At 41.8% G+C, this 19,722-nt stretch carries 23 protein-coding genes; 16 read left to right on the top strand and 7 right to left on the bottom strand.

The window, feature by feature from the left end; all coding sequences use genetic code 11:
- Positions 1-2: 2 nt before the first annotated feature.
- From yaaA to EGM47_RS07405, 3 genes are all read right to left on the bottom strand, one after another.
- A complete protein-coding gene (yaaA, locus tag EGM47_RS07415) occupies positions 3-764 on the bottom strand; it encodes a peroxide stress protein YaaA (protein WP_124980137.1) in 762 nt (253 codons plus the stop codon).
- Between the two features lie 175 nt (positions 765-939).
- Positions 940-1,989, bottom strand: coding sequence for an RluA family pseudouridine synthase (locus EGM47_RS07410; RefSeq protein ID WP_124980136.1), 1,050 nt, complete (start codon positions 1,987-1,989; stop codon positions 940-942).
- A complete protein-coding gene (locus EGM47_RS07405; protein WP_124980135.1) occupies positions 1,982-2,563 on the bottom strand; it encodes a PASTA domain-containing protein in 582 nt (193 codons plus the stop codon). Before EGM47_RS07405 ends, EGM47_RS07410 begins: the two co-directional genes overlap by 8 nt.
- 162 nt (positions 2,564-2,725) lie before the next feature.
- Here EGM47_RS07405 and EGM47_RS07400 point away from each other — a divergent pair, with 162 nt between their 5' ends.
- From EGM47_RS07400 to EGM47_RS07385, 4 genes are read left to right on the top strand one after another with little or no spacing between them, the layout of a single operon-like run.
- The gene (locus EGM47_RS07400) at positions 2,726-3,709 is read left to right on the top strand and encodes a D-alanine--D-alanine ligase (protein ID WP_124980134.1); all 984 of its coding nucleotides are present in this window, start codon (positions 2,726-2,728) and stop codon (positions 3,707-3,709) included.
- Positions 3,706-4,158 (top strand): pantetheine-phosphate adenylyltransferase, encoded by a 453-nt coding sequence (gene coaD / locus EGM47_RS07395; RefSeq protein ID WP_124980133.1) that lies wholly within the window; start codon positions 3,706-3,708, stop codon positions 4,156-4,158. The genes EGM47_RS07400 and coaD overlap by 4 nt, the downstream gene beginning before the upstream one ends.
- Positions 4,155-5,909, top strand: coding sequence for a M14 family metallopeptidase (locus tag EGM47_RS07390; RefSeq protein WP_124980132.1), 1,755 nt, complete (start codon positions 4,155-4,157; stop codon positions 5,907-5,909). The genes coaD and EGM47_RS07390 overlap by 4 nt, the downstream gene beginning before the upstream one ends.
- Positions 5,906-6,724, top strand: coding sequence for a hypothetical protein (locus EGM47_RS07385; protein WP_124980131.1), 819 nt, complete (start codon positions 5,906-5,908; stop codon positions 6,722-6,724). The genes EGM47_RS07390 and EGM47_RS07385 overlap by 4 nt, the downstream gene beginning before the upstream one ends.
- On the opposite strand, the gene EGM47_RS07380 is transcribed toward EGM47_RS07385, so the two are convergent.
- Complete coding sequence (locus EGM47_RS07380; RefSeq protein ID WP_317126871.1) at positions 6,704-7,219, bottom strand: NUDIX hydrolase; 516 nt, start codon at positions 7,217-7,219, stop codon at positions 6,704-6,706. The genes EGM47_RS07385 and EGM47_RS07380 overlap by 21 nt on opposite strands.
- Positions 7,220-7,322: 103 nt before the next feature.
- On the opposite strand from EGM47_RS07380, the gene pyrE reads away from it, so the two are divergent.
- Together pyrE and EGM47_RS07370 are read left to right on the top strand one after the other, a co-directional pair.
- On the top strand, positions 7,323-7,964 hold the full coding sequence (pyrE, locus tag EGM47_RS07375; protein ID WP_124980129.1) for an orotate phosphoribosyltransferase: 642 nt from the start codon (positions 7,323-7,325) through the stop codon (positions 7,962-7,964).
- 9 nt (positions 7,965-7,973) lie between these two features.
- On the top strand, positions 7,974-8,360 hold the full coding sequence (locus tag EGM47_RS07370; RefSeq protein ID WP_124980128.1) for an SRPBCC family protein: 387 nt from the start codon (positions 7,974-7,976) through the stop codon (positions 8,358-8,360).
- On the opposite strand, the gene EGM47_RS07365 is transcribed toward EGM47_RS07370, so the two are convergent.
- On the bottom strand, positions 8,357-9,064 hold the full coding sequence (locus tag EGM47_RS07365; RefSeq protein ID WP_124980127.1) for a biotin--[acetyl-CoA-carboxylase] ligase: 708 nt from the start codon (positions 9,062-9,064) through the stop codon (positions 8,357-8,359). The genes EGM47_RS07370 and EGM47_RS07365 overlap by 4 nt on opposite strands.
- Before the next feature lie 86 nt (positions 9,065-9,150).
- Here EGM47_RS07365 and rsfS point away from each other — a divergent pair, with 86 nt between their 5' ends.
- The 9 genes from rsfS to EGM47_RS07320 all read left to right on the top strand — a co-directional run bounded on the left by rsfS (position 9,151) and on the right by EGM47_RS07320 (position 16,754).
- Positions 9,151-9,522 carry a ribosome silencing factor gene (gene rsfS, locus EGM47_RS07360; RefSeq protein ID WP_124980126.1) on the top strand — a complete coding sequence of 124 codons (372 nt, stop codon included), beginning with the start codon at positions 9,151-9,153 and terminating at the stop codon, positions 9,520-9,522.
- A gap of 15 nt (positions 9,523-9,537) precedes the next feature.
- On the top strand, positions 9,538-11,562 hold the full coding sequence (ftsH, locus tag EGM47_RS07355) for an ATP-dependent zinc metalloprotease FtsH (RefSeq protein ID WP_124980125.1): 2,025 nt from the start codon (positions 9,538-9,540) through the stop codon (positions 11,560-11,562).
- Between the two features lie 63 nt (positions 11,563-11,625).
- A complete protein-coding gene (locus EGM47_RS07350; protein WP_124980124.1) occupies positions 11,626-12,243 on the top strand; it encodes an LUD domain-containing protein in 618 nt (205 codons plus the stop codon).
- 1 nt (position 12,244) lies between these two features.
- Positions 12,245-13,078 carry a phosphatidate cytidylyltransferase gene (locus EGM47_RS07345; RefSeq protein WP_124980123.1) on the top strand — a complete coding sequence of 278 codons (834 nt, stop codon included), beginning with the start codon at positions 12,245-12,247 and terminating at the stop codon, positions 13,076-13,078.
- Entirely contained in the window at positions 13,068-13,718 is a 651-nt protein-coding gene (locus tag EGM47_RS07340) for a phosphatidylserine decarboxylase family protein (protein ID WP_124980122.1), read from the top strand. The genes EGM47_RS07345 and EGM47_RS07340 overlap by 11 nt, the downstream gene beginning before the upstream one ends.
- On the top strand, positions 13,719-13,997 hold the full coding sequence (locus EGM47_RS07335; protein ID WP_124980121.1) for an acyl-CoA-binding protein: 279 nt from the start codon (positions 13,719-13,721) through the stop codon (positions 13,995-13,997).
- Between the two features lie 66 nt (positions 13,998-14,063).
- Positions 14,064-14,762 carry a RadC family protein gene (gene radC / locus EGM47_RS07330; RefSeq protein WP_124980120.1) on the top strand — a complete coding sequence of 233 codons (699 nt, stop codon included), beginning with the start codon at positions 14,064-14,066 and terminating at the stop codon, positions 14,760-14,762.
- Entirely contained in the window at positions 14,759-16,066 is a 1,308-nt protein-coding gene (locus EGM47_RS07325; protein ID WP_240642329.1) for a DUF7033 domain-containing protein, read from the top strand. The genes radC and EGM47_RS07325 overlap by 4 nt, the downstream gene beginning before the upstream one ends.
- A complete protein-coding gene (locus EGM47_RS07320; protein WP_124980119.1) occupies positions 16,056-16,754 on the top strand; it encodes a YjjG family noncanonical pyrimidine nucleotidase in 699 nt (232 codons plus the stop codon). Before EGM47_RS07325 ends, EGM47_RS07320 begins: the two co-directional genes overlap by 11 nt.
- Here the strand turns inward: EGM47_RS07320 and EGM47_RS07315 are convergent.
- Positions 16,736-18,028: a replication-associated recombination protein A gene (locus EGM47_RS07315; protein ID WP_124980118.1), complete on the bottom strand. Its 1,293-nt coding sequence runs from the start codon at positions 18,026-18,028 to the stop codon at positions 16,736-16,738. The genes EGM47_RS07320 and EGM47_RS07315 overlap by 19 nt on opposite strands.
- 122 nt (positions 18,029-18,150) lie before the next feature.
- On the opposite strand from EGM47_RS07315, the gene EGM47_RS07310 reads away from it, so the two are divergent.
- On the top strand, positions 18,151-18,831 hold the full coding sequence (locus tag EGM47_RS07310) for a rhomboid family intramembrane serine protease (protein WP_124980117.1): 681 nt from the start codon (positions 18,151-18,153) through the stop codon (positions 18,829-18,831).
- 4 nt (positions 18,832-18,835) lie between these two features.
- On the opposite strand, the gene rlmB is transcribed toward EGM47_RS07310, so the two are convergent.
- On the bottom strand, positions 18,836-19,567 hold the full coding sequence (gene rlmB, locus EGM47_RS07305; protein ID WP_124980116.1) for a 23S rRNA (guanosine(2251)-2'-O)-methyltransferase RlmB: 732 nt from the start codon (positions 19,565-19,567) through the stop codon (positions 18,836-18,838).
- Positions 19,568-19,722: the final 155 nt, after the last annotated feature.

Genomic DNA, 19,722 nt, shown 5'->3' with positions numbered 1-19,722 from the left:
GTTTATCTGGTGAAAACAGGCTCGTGCTCTTTTTGGGTGTCCGAAGCAGAGAATTGATAACCATCACCTGTAAAGCCTTTGATATCATCCAGACTCTCAGCCTTTGATTCTACCAAGTATCTCGCCATGGTACCACGGGCTTTTTTAGCATAAAAAGAAATAATCTTCAGTTTGCCGTTTTTATAATCTTTAAAGACTGGCGAAACAAGTTTTCCTTTCTGCTTCTTTTTATCAATGGCTTTAAAATATTCATTGCTGGCCAGGTTGACCAACAGCTCACCTTCTTCTATCTCCTTATTCAAGGTAGGAGTGATCTTATCGCGCCAATAATCGTATAGATCTTCGCGTTTATTGATCGGCAGCTGAGTGCCCATTTCCAGTCTATAGGGTTGAATCAGGTCCAAGGCGCGCAAATAACCATACATACCGGATAGTATGCGGATTTTATCCTGCGCATCATCTAGCAATTTCTCGTCCAGGCTATAGGCGTCAAAGCCTGTATACACATCTCCTGCAAAAGCATAGATGGCTGGCCGCGAATTTTTCTTATCAAAAGATTCCTCAAAGTCTTTGTAGCGTTGATAGTTCAGATCAGCCAACTTATCTGAAATACTCATGAGTTCAGAGACTTCTTTTTTGCTCATTCGTTCCAACTTGCGATTGATTTGGATAGCATCTTCTGCAAATTTAGGTTGCGTACCTCGTTGTGTAGGTAAAGGGCTTTCATAGTCCAATGACTTGGCGGGCGACAGAAGTATTTTCATGAATTTTGTAATTGAGTTAAAAATACATTAGCCTGCTCGGACAGCACGATAAATTTGCAATTAATTAATGTAGTTGAGCCCAAAAGCATGGCGATCCGGGTTCAAGGAAGAAGGAAGGCGGCATTTGTACAATGAAGAGCTTAAATTTTGCCTTGATTGAAGTCTTGACTGGCCTTTAATTTTCCTTAGCATGGGTAGCATAAACCCGCCAGCGTTCCATACATTGTAACATGTCTTCTGGAATTTCACTGTCAAAGCTCATCCATTGCTTGGTGTCCGGATGTTCAAATCCTAAGGTTTTGGCGTGCAGCGCCTGACGTGGCAAGATTTTAAAACAGTTGTCTACAAACTGCTTGTACTTACTGAAATTGGTACCTTTAAGTATTCGGTCCCCACCGTATCGCTCGTCGTTAAATAATGTATGTCCGATATGTTTCATATGTACCCTGATCTGATGGGTACGTCCCGTTTCCAGACGACATTTCACCACAGAAACATAACCCAAATCTTCCACTACCTCATAGTGGGTAACCGCAGGTTTTCCTTTATTTGCATCCTCACCACTCCAGACTGCGTTCTGTAGGCGATTTTTAGGATGACGGCCAATATTCCCCTCAACCGTCCCTTTAGTTTCTTCAAAATCGCCCCATACGATGGCGATATATTCCCTGGAACTGGTTTTAGCAGCAAACTGGGCCGAAAGATGGGACATTGCATGTTCGGTTTTGGCGACTACCAAAAGACCGCTGGTATCTTTATCAATCCGATGTACTAATCCAGGTCGGTTACTTGAGTTATTGGGTAAATTTTCAAAATGATGGATTAGTCCGTTGATCAAGGTGCCTGAATAATTTCCGTGACCCGGATGTACGACCATGCCCGCAGGTTTATTTACCACACATAAATGGTCGTCTTCATAAATGATGTTGAGGTTTAAATCCTCTGGGACCAGAAGTAGTTCGTGGGGTGGGTGCTCAAATGAGACACTTATTTCATCCAGGGGCTTCACCTTGTAGTTGGCTTTGACCACCTGGTCATTTACTGTAACGGCTCCATCCTTGATACCTTGCTGAATTTTGTTTCGGGTCGCATTCTCTATAAAATTCATCAAGAACTTATCGACCCTTAATGGTTTTTGCTCCTTTCCAGCTATAAAGTGGTGGTGCTCGTATTTGGAGTCTTCTACATCATCCACTTCCTCTTCAAAATCAGAATGTTCACTCATCTGCATCATTATCATAGGTACCAGGGCGGTTCCCATCGGCCAGTACAAGGTCAATCACAGAAGTTTTACTGAGTTTTGTTCCAGGTTCCAATTTTTCACCTTCATAGCGCATTTCCAGCACGGTGCCTTCAGCAATGTTGGGCTTGTAGGTAATTTCACCCACTTTGAAACCCAAGGCCTCGAGGGTAGGTACCGCTTGTCGTTTTGTTTTATAAATCAAGTTGGGCACGGCAATCTTACCATATCCTGAAGGGTTGAGCTTAATATAAATTTGGCGGTTCTCTTTGACAAATTTACCTGGAGCAGGATCTTGTTCGATCACTGATCTTGGTGGGAAGTCAGGATTGTAACTCGTGCTGTCGATGATTTTGCGACGCAGTTCCAGTTCTTCCAGTTTTTCATCTACAACCGTCAGAGACATTTTTTTTAAGTCAGGAACCTGAATGCGCTGGTCGTGGTTGGTATACCAATCCAACCAAAATAAATAGGCAAAACACAACAGAACAGTGACTACCGCTGCAATCAGTATTTGGATCCAAAAGGTTTTGGTAAAGATGAATCTGAAAAAATTCATAGCGTTGAAAAGATTGCTGGTCGTGGAAATTTAATCTTAACGTACGACCGTTAATAAAAGAACAAAGATAAGGATTGATATCTTTCCTGAAACGTCAACTTTTTTAACTTTGTTGTCTATGGAAAGGTATGATCTCATACTTATGTCCACTAAAAGAACTGAATGAAGAACATTGCGGTATTGATGGGGGGGTACTCCAGTGAATGGGAAATTTCAATGAAGAGTGGTGGTGTGGTATCCCAGCACTTGGACAAAACCAGATACAGGGTATTCCCTATTTCTATTCTTAAAGATGGATGGTACTATACGGATGAGCAGGGTCAAAAACTGCCCGTTGACAAAAACGACTTCAGCATAAAGATAGGAAAGGAAAAAATCAACTTTGATTGTTGTTACAATACGATTCATGGCACTCCTGGAGAAGACGGTATGATTCAAGCCATGCTGGAATTACTCAGCATCCCACAAACATCCTGTGATTATTACCAAAGTGCAATCACCTTCAACAAAAGGGATTGCATTGCCGTGCTTAAACCATGGAGTATTACCACCGGAAAACATTTTTATATGGATCAGGGGGAAGAGGTAGATGTAGATCGTATTTTGTCACATGTTGGGTTGCCATGTTTTGTAAAGGCTAACCGCAGCGGAAGTAGTTTTGGAGTGTCCAAGGTATATGAAGCTAGCCAGTTGCCAGATGCCTTACAAGTCGCATTTGATGTGGATGACGAGATTATTATCGAATCTTTTTTAGAAGGTACAGAAGTCTCTGTAGGTGTGTACCAGATCGGTGATGAGGTCATCGCGCTTCCGCCCACTGAAATTGTTAGTGAAAATGATTTCTTTGATTATGAGGCCAAGTATGGAGGGAAGTCTGAAGAAATTACACCCGCTCGGATCGGCACTACTTCTACCAGAGCTGTTCAGGAGTTGAGTAAACGTATCTACAGCATTTTAAAACTTAAAGGCATCGCCAGAGCCGACTTTATATTCCATAACGGGACACCACATTTCATAGAAATCAATACCAACCCTGGAATGAGTGAGGAAAGTATTATTCCTAAACAAGTTAGAGCTGCTGGTAGGAGTTTACAGGAAGTTTTGACATTGGTCATTGAAGACAGCATCAAAAAATATCAATCATGAAAAGAGCAGTTTTTCCAGGAAGTTTTGATCCCATCACTTTAGGGCACTATGATATTATTGAAAGGGGTTTAGGACTTTTTGATGAAATCATTATCGCTATCGGTGTGAATGCCGACAAAAAATATATGTTTTCCCTAGACGACAGAAAAGCTTTTATAGAAAAAGCTTTTGAAGGTGAGCGCAAAATTAAAGTGATGACGTATTCGGGATTGACCATTGATTTTTGTCAGGAACAGGATGCAAGTTTTATCCTCAGGGGATTGCGCAATCCAGCCGACTTTGAATTTGAAAAAGCCATTGCACATACCAATAGAAAATTATCCTTGATCGAAACCGTATTTTTGCTCACCAGTTCTGGTAAAAGCTACATTTCATCATCCATCGTTCGCGATGTCATTAGAAATAATGGCGATTATACCAGCCTGGTACCTGATACAGTAAGAATATGAAAAAAGTTTTGTCCATCGCATTGGCAGTTTTAGGCCTAATGTCCTGCAAGAATTCTGAACAACAAGTGAAGGAGGAAGTACAGGAATATTTAACACCTTTTGAATTAGGTAACGGTAATCAAACTGCCACATATCAAGAAACTATCGAATTTTACGAGCGTTTGGTAGACGATTTTCCTAATGTTGAAATGGATCATGTTGGACAAACCGACAATGGTGAACCCTTGCATCTCATCAGTTTTTCCAAACAAGAGATCAAATGGAACAAAGCAAACGAAGATCGGATCAAGATATTGATCAACAATGGTATACATCCAGGAGAAAGCGACGGAATAGATGCCTCTATGATTCTGATGAGAGACCTAGCCACTGGAAAATTGGAGGCGCCAGATAACTTGATACTTTCTGTGATCCCTGTTTACAATATTGGTGGAGCATTGAACCGTAACTCCACTACCAGAACCAATCAAAATGGCCCAGAGGCGTATGGTTTCAGGGGAAACGCCAGAAATTACGACTTAAATCGGGATTTTATAAAGGCCGATTCCCGCAATGCATTGGCGTTTTATGATATTTTCCACAAGGTCAAACCAGATATATTTATTGATAACCATGTCAGTAACGGAGCTGATTACCAGTATACCTTGACTCATTTGTTCACACAGCACAACAAATTGGGTGGCGCTGCTGGGACCTACTTGCATCATAACCTGCAGCCCGCCTTGGAAAAACGTTTGGCAGATAGAGGTTTGCCCATCACTCCTTATGTCAATGTACATGGAGCGGCTCCAGAGAAGGGTTTTTCACAATTTATGGACCATCCCAGGTATTCCACCGGTTATACGAGTTTATGGAACGTTATGGGAATGATGGTAGAAACCCACATGCTTAAAGCCTATGAAGACAGGGTAAAGGGAACGCATGCGATCATGGAGGAAATCATTACTTTAGGTAGCACAAATACCGAGGCCATTAAGGAAGCCAGAAAAGCCTCTTTTGATCGATTGGAAAAGGCAAATTACTATCCGATCAAATACACTAACGATAAGTCGCAAGCCGACACACTGGATTTTATGGGTTATGAAGCTGTGAATTCCAAAAGTGATCTTACTGATCAGGAACTGCTCACCTATGATAGGAATAAACCATTTACACGCAAGACCGTTTATCACAACTACTTTAAAGCGGCAGATTCCGTTCGTATTCCAGATTATTATGTCGTGCCTAGAGGGCAGTGGGAAATTATTGAGTTAATGCGTCACAACCATATCCAAATGGAATTGTTACCCAGCGACAGCACTATGATGGTCTCTGGCTATAAAATCGTTTCCTATGATACAAGTTCCAAGCCTTATGAAGGACATTATCCACACTACGATATAGAACTTGACGAGCAGGAATTTGAATTGCGCTTTCGCGAAAGCGATGTCATGATACCCACGAGGCAACCTGGAATTCGATATATTCTAGAAACCCTAGAGCCGCTGGCAGAAGATTCTTACTTCAAATGGAATTATTTTGATACGGTCCTCCAGCAAAAAGAAGGCTTTTCAGCCTATGTGTTTGAATCTACTGCACAGAAATTATTGGATGATCATCCAGCGCTCCAAAAAAAGTTTGATTCCTTGAAACAAGCCTTGCCCAACTTTGCCAAAAGCAATGCTGCACAACTGGACTGGATCCATAAACACAGTCCAAATTATGAATCTGCACATCTCACTTACCCCATCTATAAATATCAACGTCCATGAGAAAATTGATGACAGCCCTATTGCTATGTCTTTTGATTGCTTGTAAAGACGACAAGTATACCAGCACTATCGTAAAATCCGAAAACTCTGCTGGAAAGTCTACCCAAACTGCCCTTCAAGAGGACCTTACCGATCAAGTAAAAACCAACAGTTTCACCACTGAATTTTATTGTGATGGTGCATCGATCCTGGTTAATTTGCCCATTTTTGAAACAACACCTGAGGCAAAGCAGATTTTAGAATCCGATATTATTGCTACCATCCTGGTAGATAAAGAAATTACATTAGACGACCTAAATGGCAGCGATCCAGATATGTTTTGTAGTGAATTGGATCCTCAATTAGAAGCGATAGAATTGATGCATGTAAATTCAAGTGAAAGCTGGGTAGGTTATGATTTGACTTACACCAAAAAAGGAATCCAGAGACGATTGGCTGCCCTATATCAAATGCCCAGACTCAATTCTATTGCGTTTACCGATTTGATCAGAAAGGATCGCAGGAGGGATGTGTTCACTATTCTCAATGCTAATCTGCAACCAGTAGTAGCATCGATGACTTCAGAGATTGAGGATTCTCAAAAAGCAGAAGCCTTTAGAACACATTTAAGTACCACACCGTATCAGATGCAAGACAAAGAGATGGAAGATCTGGATTGGACACTCTACAGTAAAGAAGATGGAACTACAGTCCTTAGAGTGCTATACGATTTAGTCCTCCCCTCAGAATTCAATGAGCTGAACCAAACCGCAGCTCTGGATATTGCAACGAGCGAATTGAAGCCTTATTTAGATTTATCTGATCTGATCGATTAACATATCATCTGGAAAGAGTTCCCTAATGTTACCGTAGGAAGATTGTAAGGCGACCGTAGCTAAATCTTTATTGAGCCAGACTGCCTTATCAATTCCTTCCTTTTTTTGTGGTTTAAGTGGTTTAGTGGAATCAGTTTCCATGACATACCAGTGGGTTTGTTTAAGTTTCATTTTGCCCTTGCGGGAAAAGACATGGTAGGTCACTCCCAAATAATTGGTTATGCGCAGCTTTTTGACACCGGTTTCTTCTTTTACCTCACGTATAGAGGTTTCTTCAATAGTTTCATTTTTCTCTGCCTTTCCTTTGGGGAGATCCCACTTACCATTGCGATGGATAAATAGGTAATCGTTGTTCTGATTGATTACCAGGCCGCCACCCGCTACAACTACAGGTAAGAGTTTGTGCAATCTTTTTAATAGCTTCTCATCACTTTTAGAATAAAGCACCACCTTGTCTATCTCCTGCTTTTCGATTTTTTTTACCAGTTTCTTCATATTTACATTCTTCAATTTGAAGATGTTGTGATCCGGGTAATTGCTCTTGTTAGAGGTAACGATTATGGCAACTTCTTTAACAAAAACTTTATACATTTGTCCCATGGTAAGAGATAAGGCTATAGCAATTAAGACTGCTGAATTATTGCTGCAAATTAAAGCAATAAAACTGCAACCACAAGAACCCTTTACTTGGGCGAGCGGATGGAAGTCACCCATTTATTGTGATAATAGGATCACATTGTCCTATCCCACTATCCGCAATTTCTTGAGAGAGCATCTATCCCATTTAATTGAGGACAGGTACGGAAAGCCTGATGTAATTGCGGGAGTAGCGACCGGTGCCATTGGTATTGGTATGCTCGTTGCTGACTATATGAATCTGCCTTTTATTTATGTACGACCCGAACCCAAAAAACACGGTCGGCAAAATCAGATCGAGGGCCGACTCGATAAAGGTCAGAAGGTAGTAGTAGTGGAAGATTTAATCAGTACAGGAAAAAGTAGTCTCAACGCAGTCGACGCCCTCAAGAAAGCAGGTGCCGAAGTGAAGGGAATGATGGCGCTTTTTTCTTATGGCTTCGATTTTGCTGTAGAGAATTTCAAGCAGTACGATCTGGAGCTGACCACCCTTAGTGATTATGACCACCTGATTGAGCAGGCAGTGCAAGCGGGTCACTTTAGTGAGGCCGAGATCGAGCTGTTGAGAAGCTGGAGAAGAGATCCCAGCGAGTGGAATGCATAAAAATTGAAAATGAATCTAGAAAGTCGTGTCGTAAAGACGCAAAAGAACCCACAGGAACTCTATGAATTCCTAACCCAGGTAGAAAATTTTAAAAAATTAATGCCAGAAGATACCAAGTTTGAGCTTCAAGGAGAGGATAAGTTCCTTTTCGGACTTAAAGGTATGCCTGAAATCGCATTAGGTATCAAAGAGAAAAATCCATATTCACAAGTAGTGTTGGGTTCCACCAGTGACAAACTGGCATTCACTCTTACTTGTAATATCATAGAAGCAGGAGAAGGGTCTGAGGCACAACTTATTTTTGATGGAGATTTTAACGCCATGATGGCCATGATGATCAAAGGACCAATCAAAAAGTTTTTGGAACAACTTGCTTCCGGTTTGGAGAAGCTCTAATACAACCATCGCAAGGACTTCAAGTCATACCTTTGTATTTTTCCCTCTCGTTCCAATAAAAGTTGACCTTGTTCGTCTGTACCTAAGACCTTGGCCTCAAAACCACCATCAGCATCCTCAAACTGGGTGAATTGTAAGTATTTGAACATGTATTGATGATAAAGGTTTTTGACCTCTTTTGGGCGCTCAAGGTTACGTTTTAGGTGTTCCAGAAAAGATATCAAAAGTTCCTCCAGGACAAAACTATTTCCTGTCAATAAAGATAGAGATATGGCTTTGGGCGCATATTGGAAATGGGTTTGGTTAACGTTTAATCCGATGCCAACGATAGAATGAGTATGATTCAGGCCGCTGAAGAAATTCTCAACTAAAATTCCAGCCAGTTTATGTCTGACTGACAGGATGTCGTTGGGCCATTTAATCCTTGCTTGAATTTTAAGCCGGGATTCCAGCCACTCGGCCAGGCTCACGGCAACAATCTGATTCAGTTCAAAAGGATGAGAATAATCTTTAGTTTCAGTTATTAAAATGCTGAAAGTAAGGTTTTTATAAGGTTCAGACTCCCACTGTGCTTGCTGTTGTCCTTTGCCTTCAGATTGCGCAAGAGCATATAAACAAGTGAAGTGGGGGAGCTCGCTTTCGCGAAAGCGTGACCGCAAGGCTTCGTTGGTTGATCCGGTGGCATGTAATTTGACTATATCCAAAATATAATAGGATTCCGCAGTTTATGGCTTATTTAATAAAGCCGAGTTCAAAAAAAGAATAAATTTGTGGATACAAAAAATTTTTAATGACTAAAGACAAAGTTTCCACCGACGCCCTCATCACGCAAATCGTTGCAGGTATCGAGGATGTTAAGGGGAATGATATTACTATACTGGACCTGAGGGAGATCGAGAATACGGTGACGAGCTATTTTATTATTTGCAATGGTTCCTCCAATACCCAGGTCAACGCGATCGTAAATTCTGTTCAAAGAAAAGTAAGTAAGGAACTCAAGGAAAATGCCTGGCACGTAGAAGGTACTGATCAGGCAGAGTGGGTGTTGATGGATTATGTCAACGTCGTGGTACACGTTTTTCAAAAACACATCAGAGAATATTACGACCTAGAAGGTCTTTGGGGTGATGCCAAAACAACGGTCATCGAGAGTACTTACTAATATAGCAAAACAAGCATGTCAGAAAATTCAAATAAAACTCCAGGTCAGGATAAAAAACGTCCTAACCTAACGGGTGGCTCCGGAAAGCCGAAAATCAATATTTGGTGGATCGTTGTACCGATTACACTCCTATTTATTGGATATAACTTTTTTTCCAGCTCCTACAATCAGGTCAAGAAGATTGACTACAATACTTTCTTCGAATACTTGGAAAACGGTGATGTAGACAGTTTGTCGGTAGTGAGCAATCAGCGGATTACGAAGGTGTTTCTTACCAAAGAAGCCCTGCAGACCGATACCCATAAAAAAGCCAAGAACACCTCTAGTTTTAGCAATGTGAGGTTGCCCAATTATACAGTAGAATACGGTGATGGTGAAACCTTTGAAACCCAATTAAAACAAACCATTCGGGAGGACAGTCCCAAGACGAAGCTGAACTATGATTTGGCTGAGGAAGACTTCATGGATATGATTATCAGCTTCCTGCCCTTCATCTTTATCATTGCCCTTTGGATTTTCTTGATGCGTCGTATGAGCGGCGGCGCCGGTGGTGGCGCCGGTGGCCAGATATTTAACATCGGAAAGTCTAAAGCCAAACTCTTTGATCAAAAGACGGATGTTAAAACCACATTTAAGGATGTCGCAGGTTTGGAAGGAGCTAAAGAAGAGGTACAAGAAATTGTTGATTTTTTAAAAAATCCGGAAAAGTATACATCCTTGGGAGGAAAAATACCCAAGGGAGCCCTATTAGTAGGTTCGCCTGGTACAGGTAAAACTTTATTAGCCAAAGCTGTGGCCGGTGAGGCCAAAGTGCCTTTCTTCTCACTCAGTGGTTCTGATTTTGTCGAGATGTTTGTTGGGGTAGGAGCCAGTCGTGTGAGGGATTTGTTCAAACAGGCCAAAGAAAAGTCACCGTCTATCATTTTTATAGACGAGATTGATGCCATCGGACGTGCCAGAGGTAAATCCAACATGTCCGGATCCAATGATGAGCGAGAAAATACGTTGAACCAGCTGTTAACCGAAATGGACGGTTTTGGGACCAATACCAATGTTATCGTACTTGCTGCTACTAACCGTGCCGATATTTTAGATAAGGCCTTGATGCGTGCTGGAAGGTTTGATCGTCAGATTTATGTGGATTTACCAGATGTAAGAGAGCGCGAACAAATTTTTGAGGTGCACCTAAGACCTTTAAAAAAGGTGGATGATGAGTTAGATGTATCCTTTTTGGCCAAGCAAACACCTGGTTTTTCTGGAGCAGATATTGCCAATGTCTGTAATGAGGCCGCTCTGATTGCTGCTAGGAAGGGTAAGAAAGCAGTAGATCGACAGGATTTCTTGGATGCTGTTGACCGTATTGTCGGCGGACTTGAAAAGAAAAATAAGTTGATTACGCCGTCAGAAAAAAAGACCATTGCCTATCATGAGGCAGGGCATGCTACGGTGAGCTGGATGACTGAACATGCCGCTCCACTGGTTAAAGTGACCATCGTGCCTAGAGGACAGTCCCTGGGCGCTGCTTGGTACCTTCCTGAAGAGCGCCAGATTGTACGTCCGGAGCAGATGTTGGATGAAATGTGTGCTACTATGGGAGGAAGGGCTGCCGAAAAAGTGATTTTTGACAATATCTCTACCGGTGCATTGAGTGACCTGGAAAAAGTGACCAAACAGGCTCGGGCTATGGTCACCATCTACGGATTAAATGATAAAGTTGGTAACGTAACTTATTACGATTCCAGTGGACAGCAGGAATATTCGATGACTAAACCTTACAGTGAGGAAACTGCGGTTATTATCGATAAGGAGATCTCAAAGGTGATCGAAGAACAGTATCAGCGCGCCATTAAAATTCTAGAAGAGAATAAGGATAAATTGGTACAGCTGGCTGATATTTTGTTGGAAAAAGAGGTGATTTTCAAAGATGATCTAGAAAAGATTTTTGGTGAGCGACCCTTTGTCAAAGAGCAGGCAGTTGCCCTCAAATCATCGGTGAGGAGCGACCTAAATGGCATCTCTACTACTGATGAAGAAGAATAGTTTGCCAACCACTCGAGAAGTACCTATATTTACGTTGATCCATTAAAACCGTTGTTCCCAACAATGAATATTTTCAAGAAGCTGTTTAATAAGTCGGCCGAGGATGACGAGAGCATTCGTTCTAACGAAGAGCGCTCCAAATACATGCCCGAACAAAAACTGCCTTTGGATGAAATGTTCATACATAATTTTACCCAGCAGGGTGGTCGGTTTCTATATGCGATCGATGAATCCGAGATCCAGCAACACTTTGAGGATATCTTAGTGGAGCACGATTTTTTTGAAAAACCCGTTTTTTGTTTTGACGATGGACTGAAGGAGCGATTCGGTGATTTTAATCTTCAGTTCAATCAAAATAATAAAGACAGTGCTTTTTTTCTGGGTACCTGTGAATACGTTATTGCCAACACTGGAGCGATACTGTTTTCTTCTCGACAGATCAAAGAAACTAAATCAGCCGACCTTCCAGGTACCTATGTCATTTTGGCGAGTACCAGCCAGATAGTAGAGTCTATCGGTGAAGGATTGAGAGGGATTAAGCATCATAGTCATACCCATATACCATCCAACATCACCACACTGAAGAATTTTAAGGAACAGGCAGATCAGCAGGAGAAAGACCTGATGAGTTACGGCACGCCCAATAAGCGCCTGTATCTACTTTTATTAGAAGATCTTTAGTATGAGGGAACTGCTGGTACGATCCATTTCGGGAATCGTTTATGTGTCTCTTGTCGTACTCAGTGCGTTTCATAGAGATGTTTTTATTCTGCTTTTTTGTGTTTTTGCGTTCTTTTGCCTGATTGAACTCATGCCTATGATTAGGCTGAAGCAATGGTTGATCTATCCCATACTTCCTTTGGCCTATTATTTCATAGTTTGGCAAACGGTTCCCATGATCTACGTTTATGTGTTATTAGGCGCAACCATTTTAGTCAACCTTTATTTGATTAGGGATTTGGTCCTGGTCGATCGCATCGCGCTCTTTAATACCAAAAAGCACGTGATTGCTTTACTTTATTTGATTGGTAGCAGCCTGTTTCTCGCTTTGATCCCTGATGTAGCCAGGAATGGTAACTACATTACTGATTACCAGCCACAACTGCTCATCGGGATTTTCGCCATCATCTGGGTCAACGATAGCTTTGCCTATTTGACTGGAAGGACGTTTGGTAAACACAAACTCATGAAAAGAATTTCTCCTAAAAAAACCATTGAAGGCTTTTTAGGAGGGCTTGTAATGGCAATTGTCGCAGGGGCTGGACTTTTTTACTATTTAAAGTCGATTGAAGTTGAAGGCTATTCTATTTATGATTGGATGATTATTGCTTTTGTGGTGGCCCTTTTTGGAACTATTGGTGATTTGATACAATCAAAGATCAAGCGACAAGCTGCAGTAAAGGATAGTGGTAGTATCATGCCTGGACACGGCGGAATCTTTGATAGAATGGATAGCATTATCTTTGCAGCACCATTTGCCTATTTAACCTTTTTAATCATTAACCATGTTTCATAAGGAAGGAAACAAGATCATACTTATTTCATTTATTTTGGTCACCACTGTGATGTGTGCCATCTGGTTACTGGCTGTGCCCCAATGGCTGCAGATCACCTTGAGTGTTCTGATTATTGGTTTTCTGTTCATCATATTGCAGTTTTTCAGAAACCCTAAAAGAAATATCGTCTTGGATGATGCTACGGTGGTATCTCCTGTAGATGGTAAGGTGGTAGTCATTGAAAAGGTTCACGATAAGGAGTATTTTAAGGGGGAACGCCTCATGATTTCAGTGTTCATGTCACCAATAAATGTACATGTGACCAGATACCCGATCTCAGGTGAGGTGGCCTATAGCAAGTACCACCCTGGAAAATATCTTGTGGCTTGGCACCCAAAAGCCAGTGAGGACAATGAGCGCACTACCGTGGTAATTAACCACAAAAATAAAACCCAGGTAATGTACCGACAAATTGCTGGTGCTCTAGCCAAACGCATCGTTAACTATGCCAAAGAAAACGAGTCTGTGGTTCAGGGTGCAGATAGCGGATTTATTAAATTTGGGAGTAGGGTGGATGTTTACCTACCAGTAGACACGCCTGTATCAGTAAAGCTCAATCAAAAAGTAAGAGGAGGAGAAACCGTCCTCGCCCAGTTTTAAATGTCAACCTCTGATTTGGATAAGGCCTTTGAAGCCGCTTTCGCGAAAGCGTCATCAGAAGAACAGTCGGAAGTACCGGCCGATCTTCAGTTGTATCTCTATGCGTATTATAAAAGGGCCATCGACGAACCCTATGTGAGTAATCGCAGTTTTGAATCCAATGACTTACGCAGCGCATTTAAAATGAATGCCTTAATTCAAGTACAGTCAATTTCTAAAAAAGAGGCCAAACGCCGGTACATCCAAATCATCGAAGAGCTCTATCCAAAGCCATGGTAGGCGAAATTCAAGAATTTTAGGAGGGAAAATTTGATGCTAGGCTCCACAATACCCTATCTTTCCTTCATGACTCCATCCAGGCGTGTATCCATTAAAGACTGGTCACTTCATGACCGACCCAGGGAAAAACTGCTGCAGCAAGGGAGCAAAGTGCTCTCTGAGGCAGAGTTAATCGCTATACTCATCGGCAGTGGTACGCCAGATATGAGTGCTGTAGAACTGAGCCGGAAAATCGTCAGCGATGCACAGAATTCGCTTGACCTTTTGGGGAAAAGATCTATCAAAGACCTGATGAGCTATAAAGGAATAGGAGAGGCAAAGGCGATCAGTATAGCAGCAGCCATGGAATTGGGTAGAAGACGGGCCATGGAGCTTCCAGCCGAACTGCCCAAAATTAGCTCCAGCGACGCTGCCTTTAAATTATTACAGCCCCTATTGGGTGAATTACCCCACGAGGAGTTCTGGGTGTTGCTATTGGACAATTCGCATCGGGTGATAGAAAAGCATCGCATCAGTGCTGGTGGATTTACGGGAACTATGGTGGATGTAAGAATGGTATTTCAAAAAGCGGTAATAGCAGGTAGCATAGCCATGATTTTGGCCCACAACCATCCCAGTGGTAATCTAAAGCCCAGCACTCAGGATCAGCAACTCACCAAGAAATTATGTGCTGCTGCAAGCTTACTAGATATACGCGTGCTGGATCATTTAATCATTACCCAACAAGATTATTATAGTTTTGCCGATAACAATGTGATGCCATGATATTAGTCTACTGCTCCACCATAACTGCCCGCAAGGAATATATCTTCAAACATATTTTCAAAAGATTGATGAAGCAGGAATTCTCATTTACAACGGATTTGAGCGCCTTTGTCGGACACTCTGGCATCAAGTTTTCTTATGGGGAAAAACCTGTTGGTGATGAATACTTTGTCTATGCCCATGGTTTGCTGGACGAGCATGGTATCGATGACCATGACACCGATATGATTTCTTGGGGTGAATTACCTGCATTTTTTCCAGCTCCAGAGTCCAGTCATCTGCCCTTTGATTTGTTTTCAGCCTCCTTTTATCTACTGACCAGATATGAAGAATATCTTCCCCAGGTCAATGATCAACTGGGTCGATATGATGCCAATGAGAGCCTGGCTGCCAAAGCTGGTTTTCTTGAATTGCCCTTGGTCGACCTATGGGTAAAGGCGTTTAGACTAGATCTCATTGCCTATTTTGAGGTTGACCTGACGGTCAATCAACGACCCCATACAACGGTCTGTGTTGAAGTGAGTAGCTTTTTTAAATTCCGCAATCGCGGCGTGATTGAGAATTTGTCCATGTTTTGGCACAATCTCAAAAAGTTCAGGTTAAGTAAATTATTGACCCAAATAGCTGTATTGATGCGCGTACGTCAGGATCCTTATATGAATTATGATGATCTTATACAGATGCTAAAGCACAGCTGGAAAGGCAGTCGAAAACCAGTGGGAAGTACGCTTGACATGCTTTTTTTCTTTCATTTGGGTAATTACAACCGCGTAGATAACGGTACATCGCATAGAATTAGATCGTACCGAGAAGGGATCAAACACATCGCAGATTATGTGGACATCGGTTTGCGGTATTCTTTCTTTGCGGGTCAAAAACAAATTGAACGTGAGGGAAAACGCTTTGAGAATCTGGCCAACCGACCTTTAAAGAAAACCATGTCGGCCTTTTCTAAAATTGCTATGCCTGGTCACTATAAGCGTTTAGTGGAAACGGAGAAGATTGAGGATTACAGTATGGGTTATGAAACTATTCCAGGTTTTAGAGCCAGTACCTGCAACCCATTTTATTTTTATGACCTGGACTATGAGGTCCAAACACCGCTGCTGGTATTCCCGTATGCATTGCATTATAAGAGCATAGAAGGACATATGCTCAATGGTCAGAGCCATATGTTGCAACGACTAAAAAGTCAAGTGCGCAACGTCTCTGGACAATTTATTGTAATGTTTGAATATGGGCAGTTTGACAAAAGGCTCAAGAGCCACATTTATACTATTTTGCAGGATATTTATGAAGAATAGATTTGAACAGGTGGAGCATATATTCTTTGACCTGGACCATACATTGTGGGATTTTGATCTGAATAGTAAGTTAGCTTATCAGCAAATTTTTACTGAGCATAATGTAGATCTGAACTTGGAGAAATTTATCGAGGTCTACCAACCTTTAAATCTCCAGTTTTGGAGAATGTTCAGGGAAAATAAGATCAGTAAGGAAGATCTGAGATTTCAACGTCTACATCAAACTTTTGAGGCTTGTGGTTTTCATGTATCTCCTGAAAAGATCAATCTTTTTGCTGATCTATATATCGAGTATTTGCCCAATAACAATCATCTATTTGCCGGTTGCATCGCCATGCTGGAACAACTAAAGCAGAAATATAAGCTTCACCTGATTACCAATGGATTTAATGGGGTACAACAACGCAAAATAAAAATGGCTGGACTTAAAGATTATTTTGATGTAGTACTTACGGCGGAAGCTGCTGGGGTAAAAAAGCCCTCACCTGAAATTTTTCACCAAGCCCTGCGATTGTCGGGAGCTATACCAGAAAACAGCTTAATGATAGGTGACAGTTATGAGGCAGATATACTGGGAGCAAGGACGGTAGGTATACCTACTATTTGGTTCCATACCACTGACCAGGAAATCCCAGAAGGGGAAGTATACGTGCATGAATTGTCAGAAATTCAATCCTTATTGCGGTAATTGTAGTGATCTTTCCAGCGTTTTTGGAGGAATTCGCGTTGAGCATTTTCCCTTGGGTTGTCACCGGGCTGGTAGATAGCCTTTCCGCTGATTTCTGAAGGCATAAAATCATAATGGGCAAAGTTGCCTGGATGATCGTGCGCGTATTTATATTCCTCTCCATAGCCCAATTCCTTCATTAGTTTTGTCGGAGCATTACGCAGTCCTAGCGGTACGGATAAATCTCCGGTTTCTTTGACCAATCGTTGAGCAGTGCCGATGGCCAGATAGCTGGCATTGCTTTTCAAGGATGTGGCTAGATAGATGGCGCACTGGCTTAAGATAATTCTGGATTCTGGATAACCTATAGTAGATACCGCCTGAAAGGTGTTATTAGCCATGATCAGGGCTGTGGGGTTAGCATTTCCTATATCTTCACTAGCCAGTATCAGCATACGACGGGCGATAAATTTGAGGTCTTCACCTCCCTCTATCATCCGTGCAAGCCAATATACCGCGGCATTAGGGTCGCTTCCCCTAATAGACTTGATGAAGGCAGAAATGATATCGTAGTGTTGCTCACCCGTTTTATCATAGCGGGCGGGATTGGCCTGTACTTGTTTTAGCACTAATTCATTCGTAATTACGACCGGAGCATCACTTTGTGCATTGATCACCAATTCAAATACATTGAGTAGTTTTCTAGCGTCACCACCGCTAATTCGTATCAAAGCATCTGATTCTTTGATCTGTATATCCTTTTTAGAAAGTTGATCGTCTTTAGTTAAGGCTCTTTGCAATAGCTTTTCGAGATCCGCTTTCGCGAAAGCGTCTAACACATATACCTGACAACGCGACAAAAGAGCTGGAATCACCTCAAAACTTGGGTTTTCAGTGGTTGCACCAATCAATGTGACCCAACCTTTTTCGACTGCGGCCAACAGTGAGTCCTGCTGAGATTTACTGAACCTATGGATTTCATCTATAAATAGAATCGGATTTTTGGAAGTAAAGAGACCGCCAGAGTTTTTGGCTTTGTCGATCACCTCCCTAATGTCCTTGACTCCACTATTGATGGCGCTGAGTGTATAAAATGGTCGCTTGCTTTCCTCAGCGATGATTTGCGCCAGAGTGGTCTTACCTGTTCCTGGAGGTCCCCAGAGAATCAATGACGGAATCGTGCCGTTTAGGATGTGCTGTCTCAATGACCCGCCTTTGCCTACCAAGTGACTTTGACTGAGGTAGTCATCTAATGACTTAGGTCGGATACGTTCTGCCAGAGGTGTGTGTTGCATATTGCTAAATTAAAGTTTTATGGCACCTGCTACAATCATATAAGGTGAATATTGTATTCAGGGCAAGCTGTCATGTCATAATAGCTTAATTACAATTGGCTTCTTTATTGTTAATTTGGGGTATGGACGAAAATGAATATTTCCGTTTTGACACCAAAAATGTGTTGATCCCTTTTGGTTTTGTCATTTTGATGTGGCTGGTTTACTGGCTTGAAATACAATTTCATTTCAGATGGACCAGATTAGGGATTTATCCGCTGGAATGGCATGGTCTAAAAGGCATATTGTTTGGACCATTTATTCACGGTAACTTGGAACATCTGTGGAGCAACACATTGCCGTCGCTTATACTATTATCCGCCTTGGTCTATTTTTACAGGCCTATATCTATAAGGATTCTTTTCTGGGGATTGTTGCTAACCGGAGTGCTGACCTGGTGCATCGGTCGACCGTCTTATCATATTGGGGCCAGTGGGGTGATATACATGCTTACCTCGTTTCTTTTTTTTAAAGGTGTTTGGTTGAGGCACTACAAATTAATGGCTTTGAGTTTTGTGGTTGTTTTTCTCTATGGAAGCATGGTTTGGTATGTGTTGCCAGTCAAAGATGGTATTTCGTGGGAAGGACATCTTAGTGGTGCAGTGGTAGGTTTATTGCTCTCTGTAGTTACAACCCATGCGATTCCGAGCGCCAAGAGGTTTCATTGGCAAGAGGATTCTTACAATGCACAAGATGATCCTTTTATGCGCCAATTTGACGAGGATGGTAATTTCTTTGAACTCTCAAAAGAGGAAGAAGAATAGGGAGCTATAACCTCTGTCGTACCACTTCATATAAAATGGCTCCACAGGCTACCGACACATTCAATGAGGCGATCTCACCCGCCATAGGTAGTTTAATGGTATGATCCAATACTTTGAGGGTAGAGGGGTTGATACCACGTTCTTCACTTCCCATAACAATGGCCGTAGGTTGTTTGAGATCCACATCGTAAATCAACTGATCAGCTTTCTCGCTTGCACCTACAGTTTGTATACCATAGGCCTGCATTAAATAGACAGCATCTTTGATATGTGCAACTTTACAAATAGGAATATTAAACACAGCTCCTGCGCTGGTCTTTACAGTTGCGCCGTTGATGGGTGCGCTTCCTTTTTCTGCTATCACGATGCCTTGAACACCCGTACATTCTGCAGTACGTATAATTGCACCGAAGTTTCTAACATCTGTCACTCCATCAAGCAAAAGGAAACATGGTTGCGAGCTCAAGTCGGTATTTTCCAGTAATTGCTCCAAGTCTTGAAATTTTACAGGAGAGATGCTGGCTACCGCTCCTTGGTGATTTCCTTTGGCGAGATGATCCAGTTTTTCTGATGGCACATAGGACACGTTTATATTATTTTCTCGAGCTACTGATTTTAATTGGTTCAATAGCACTCCATCCCCATCCTTGAGTAGATAGATTTTTGAGATGTCTTTATCGCTTTCAATGGCCTCAATTATGGCCCTGATCCCATAGATATAGGTGGTTTCTTGCATGATTTAAGTTGAATCTAGGTTTAAAGTTAAATGTACCAATGTTAATCTGTTCACCAAAATTATGTATTTCTTTCATCTATTACATTAAGATCCTGGTTGTAGAATACAAGTAAAAAAAAGGCCGTTTCATAATCTTATGAAACGGCCTTTTGCAA

This window comes from Nonlabens xiamenensis, from assembly GCF_003865345.1.
Taxonomy (GTDB): Bacteria; Bacteroidota; Bacteroidia; order Flavobacteriales; family Flavobacteriaceae; genus Nonlabens; species Nonlabens xiamenensis.
This window is presented reverse-complemented; position numbering and strand designations above follow the sequence as displayed.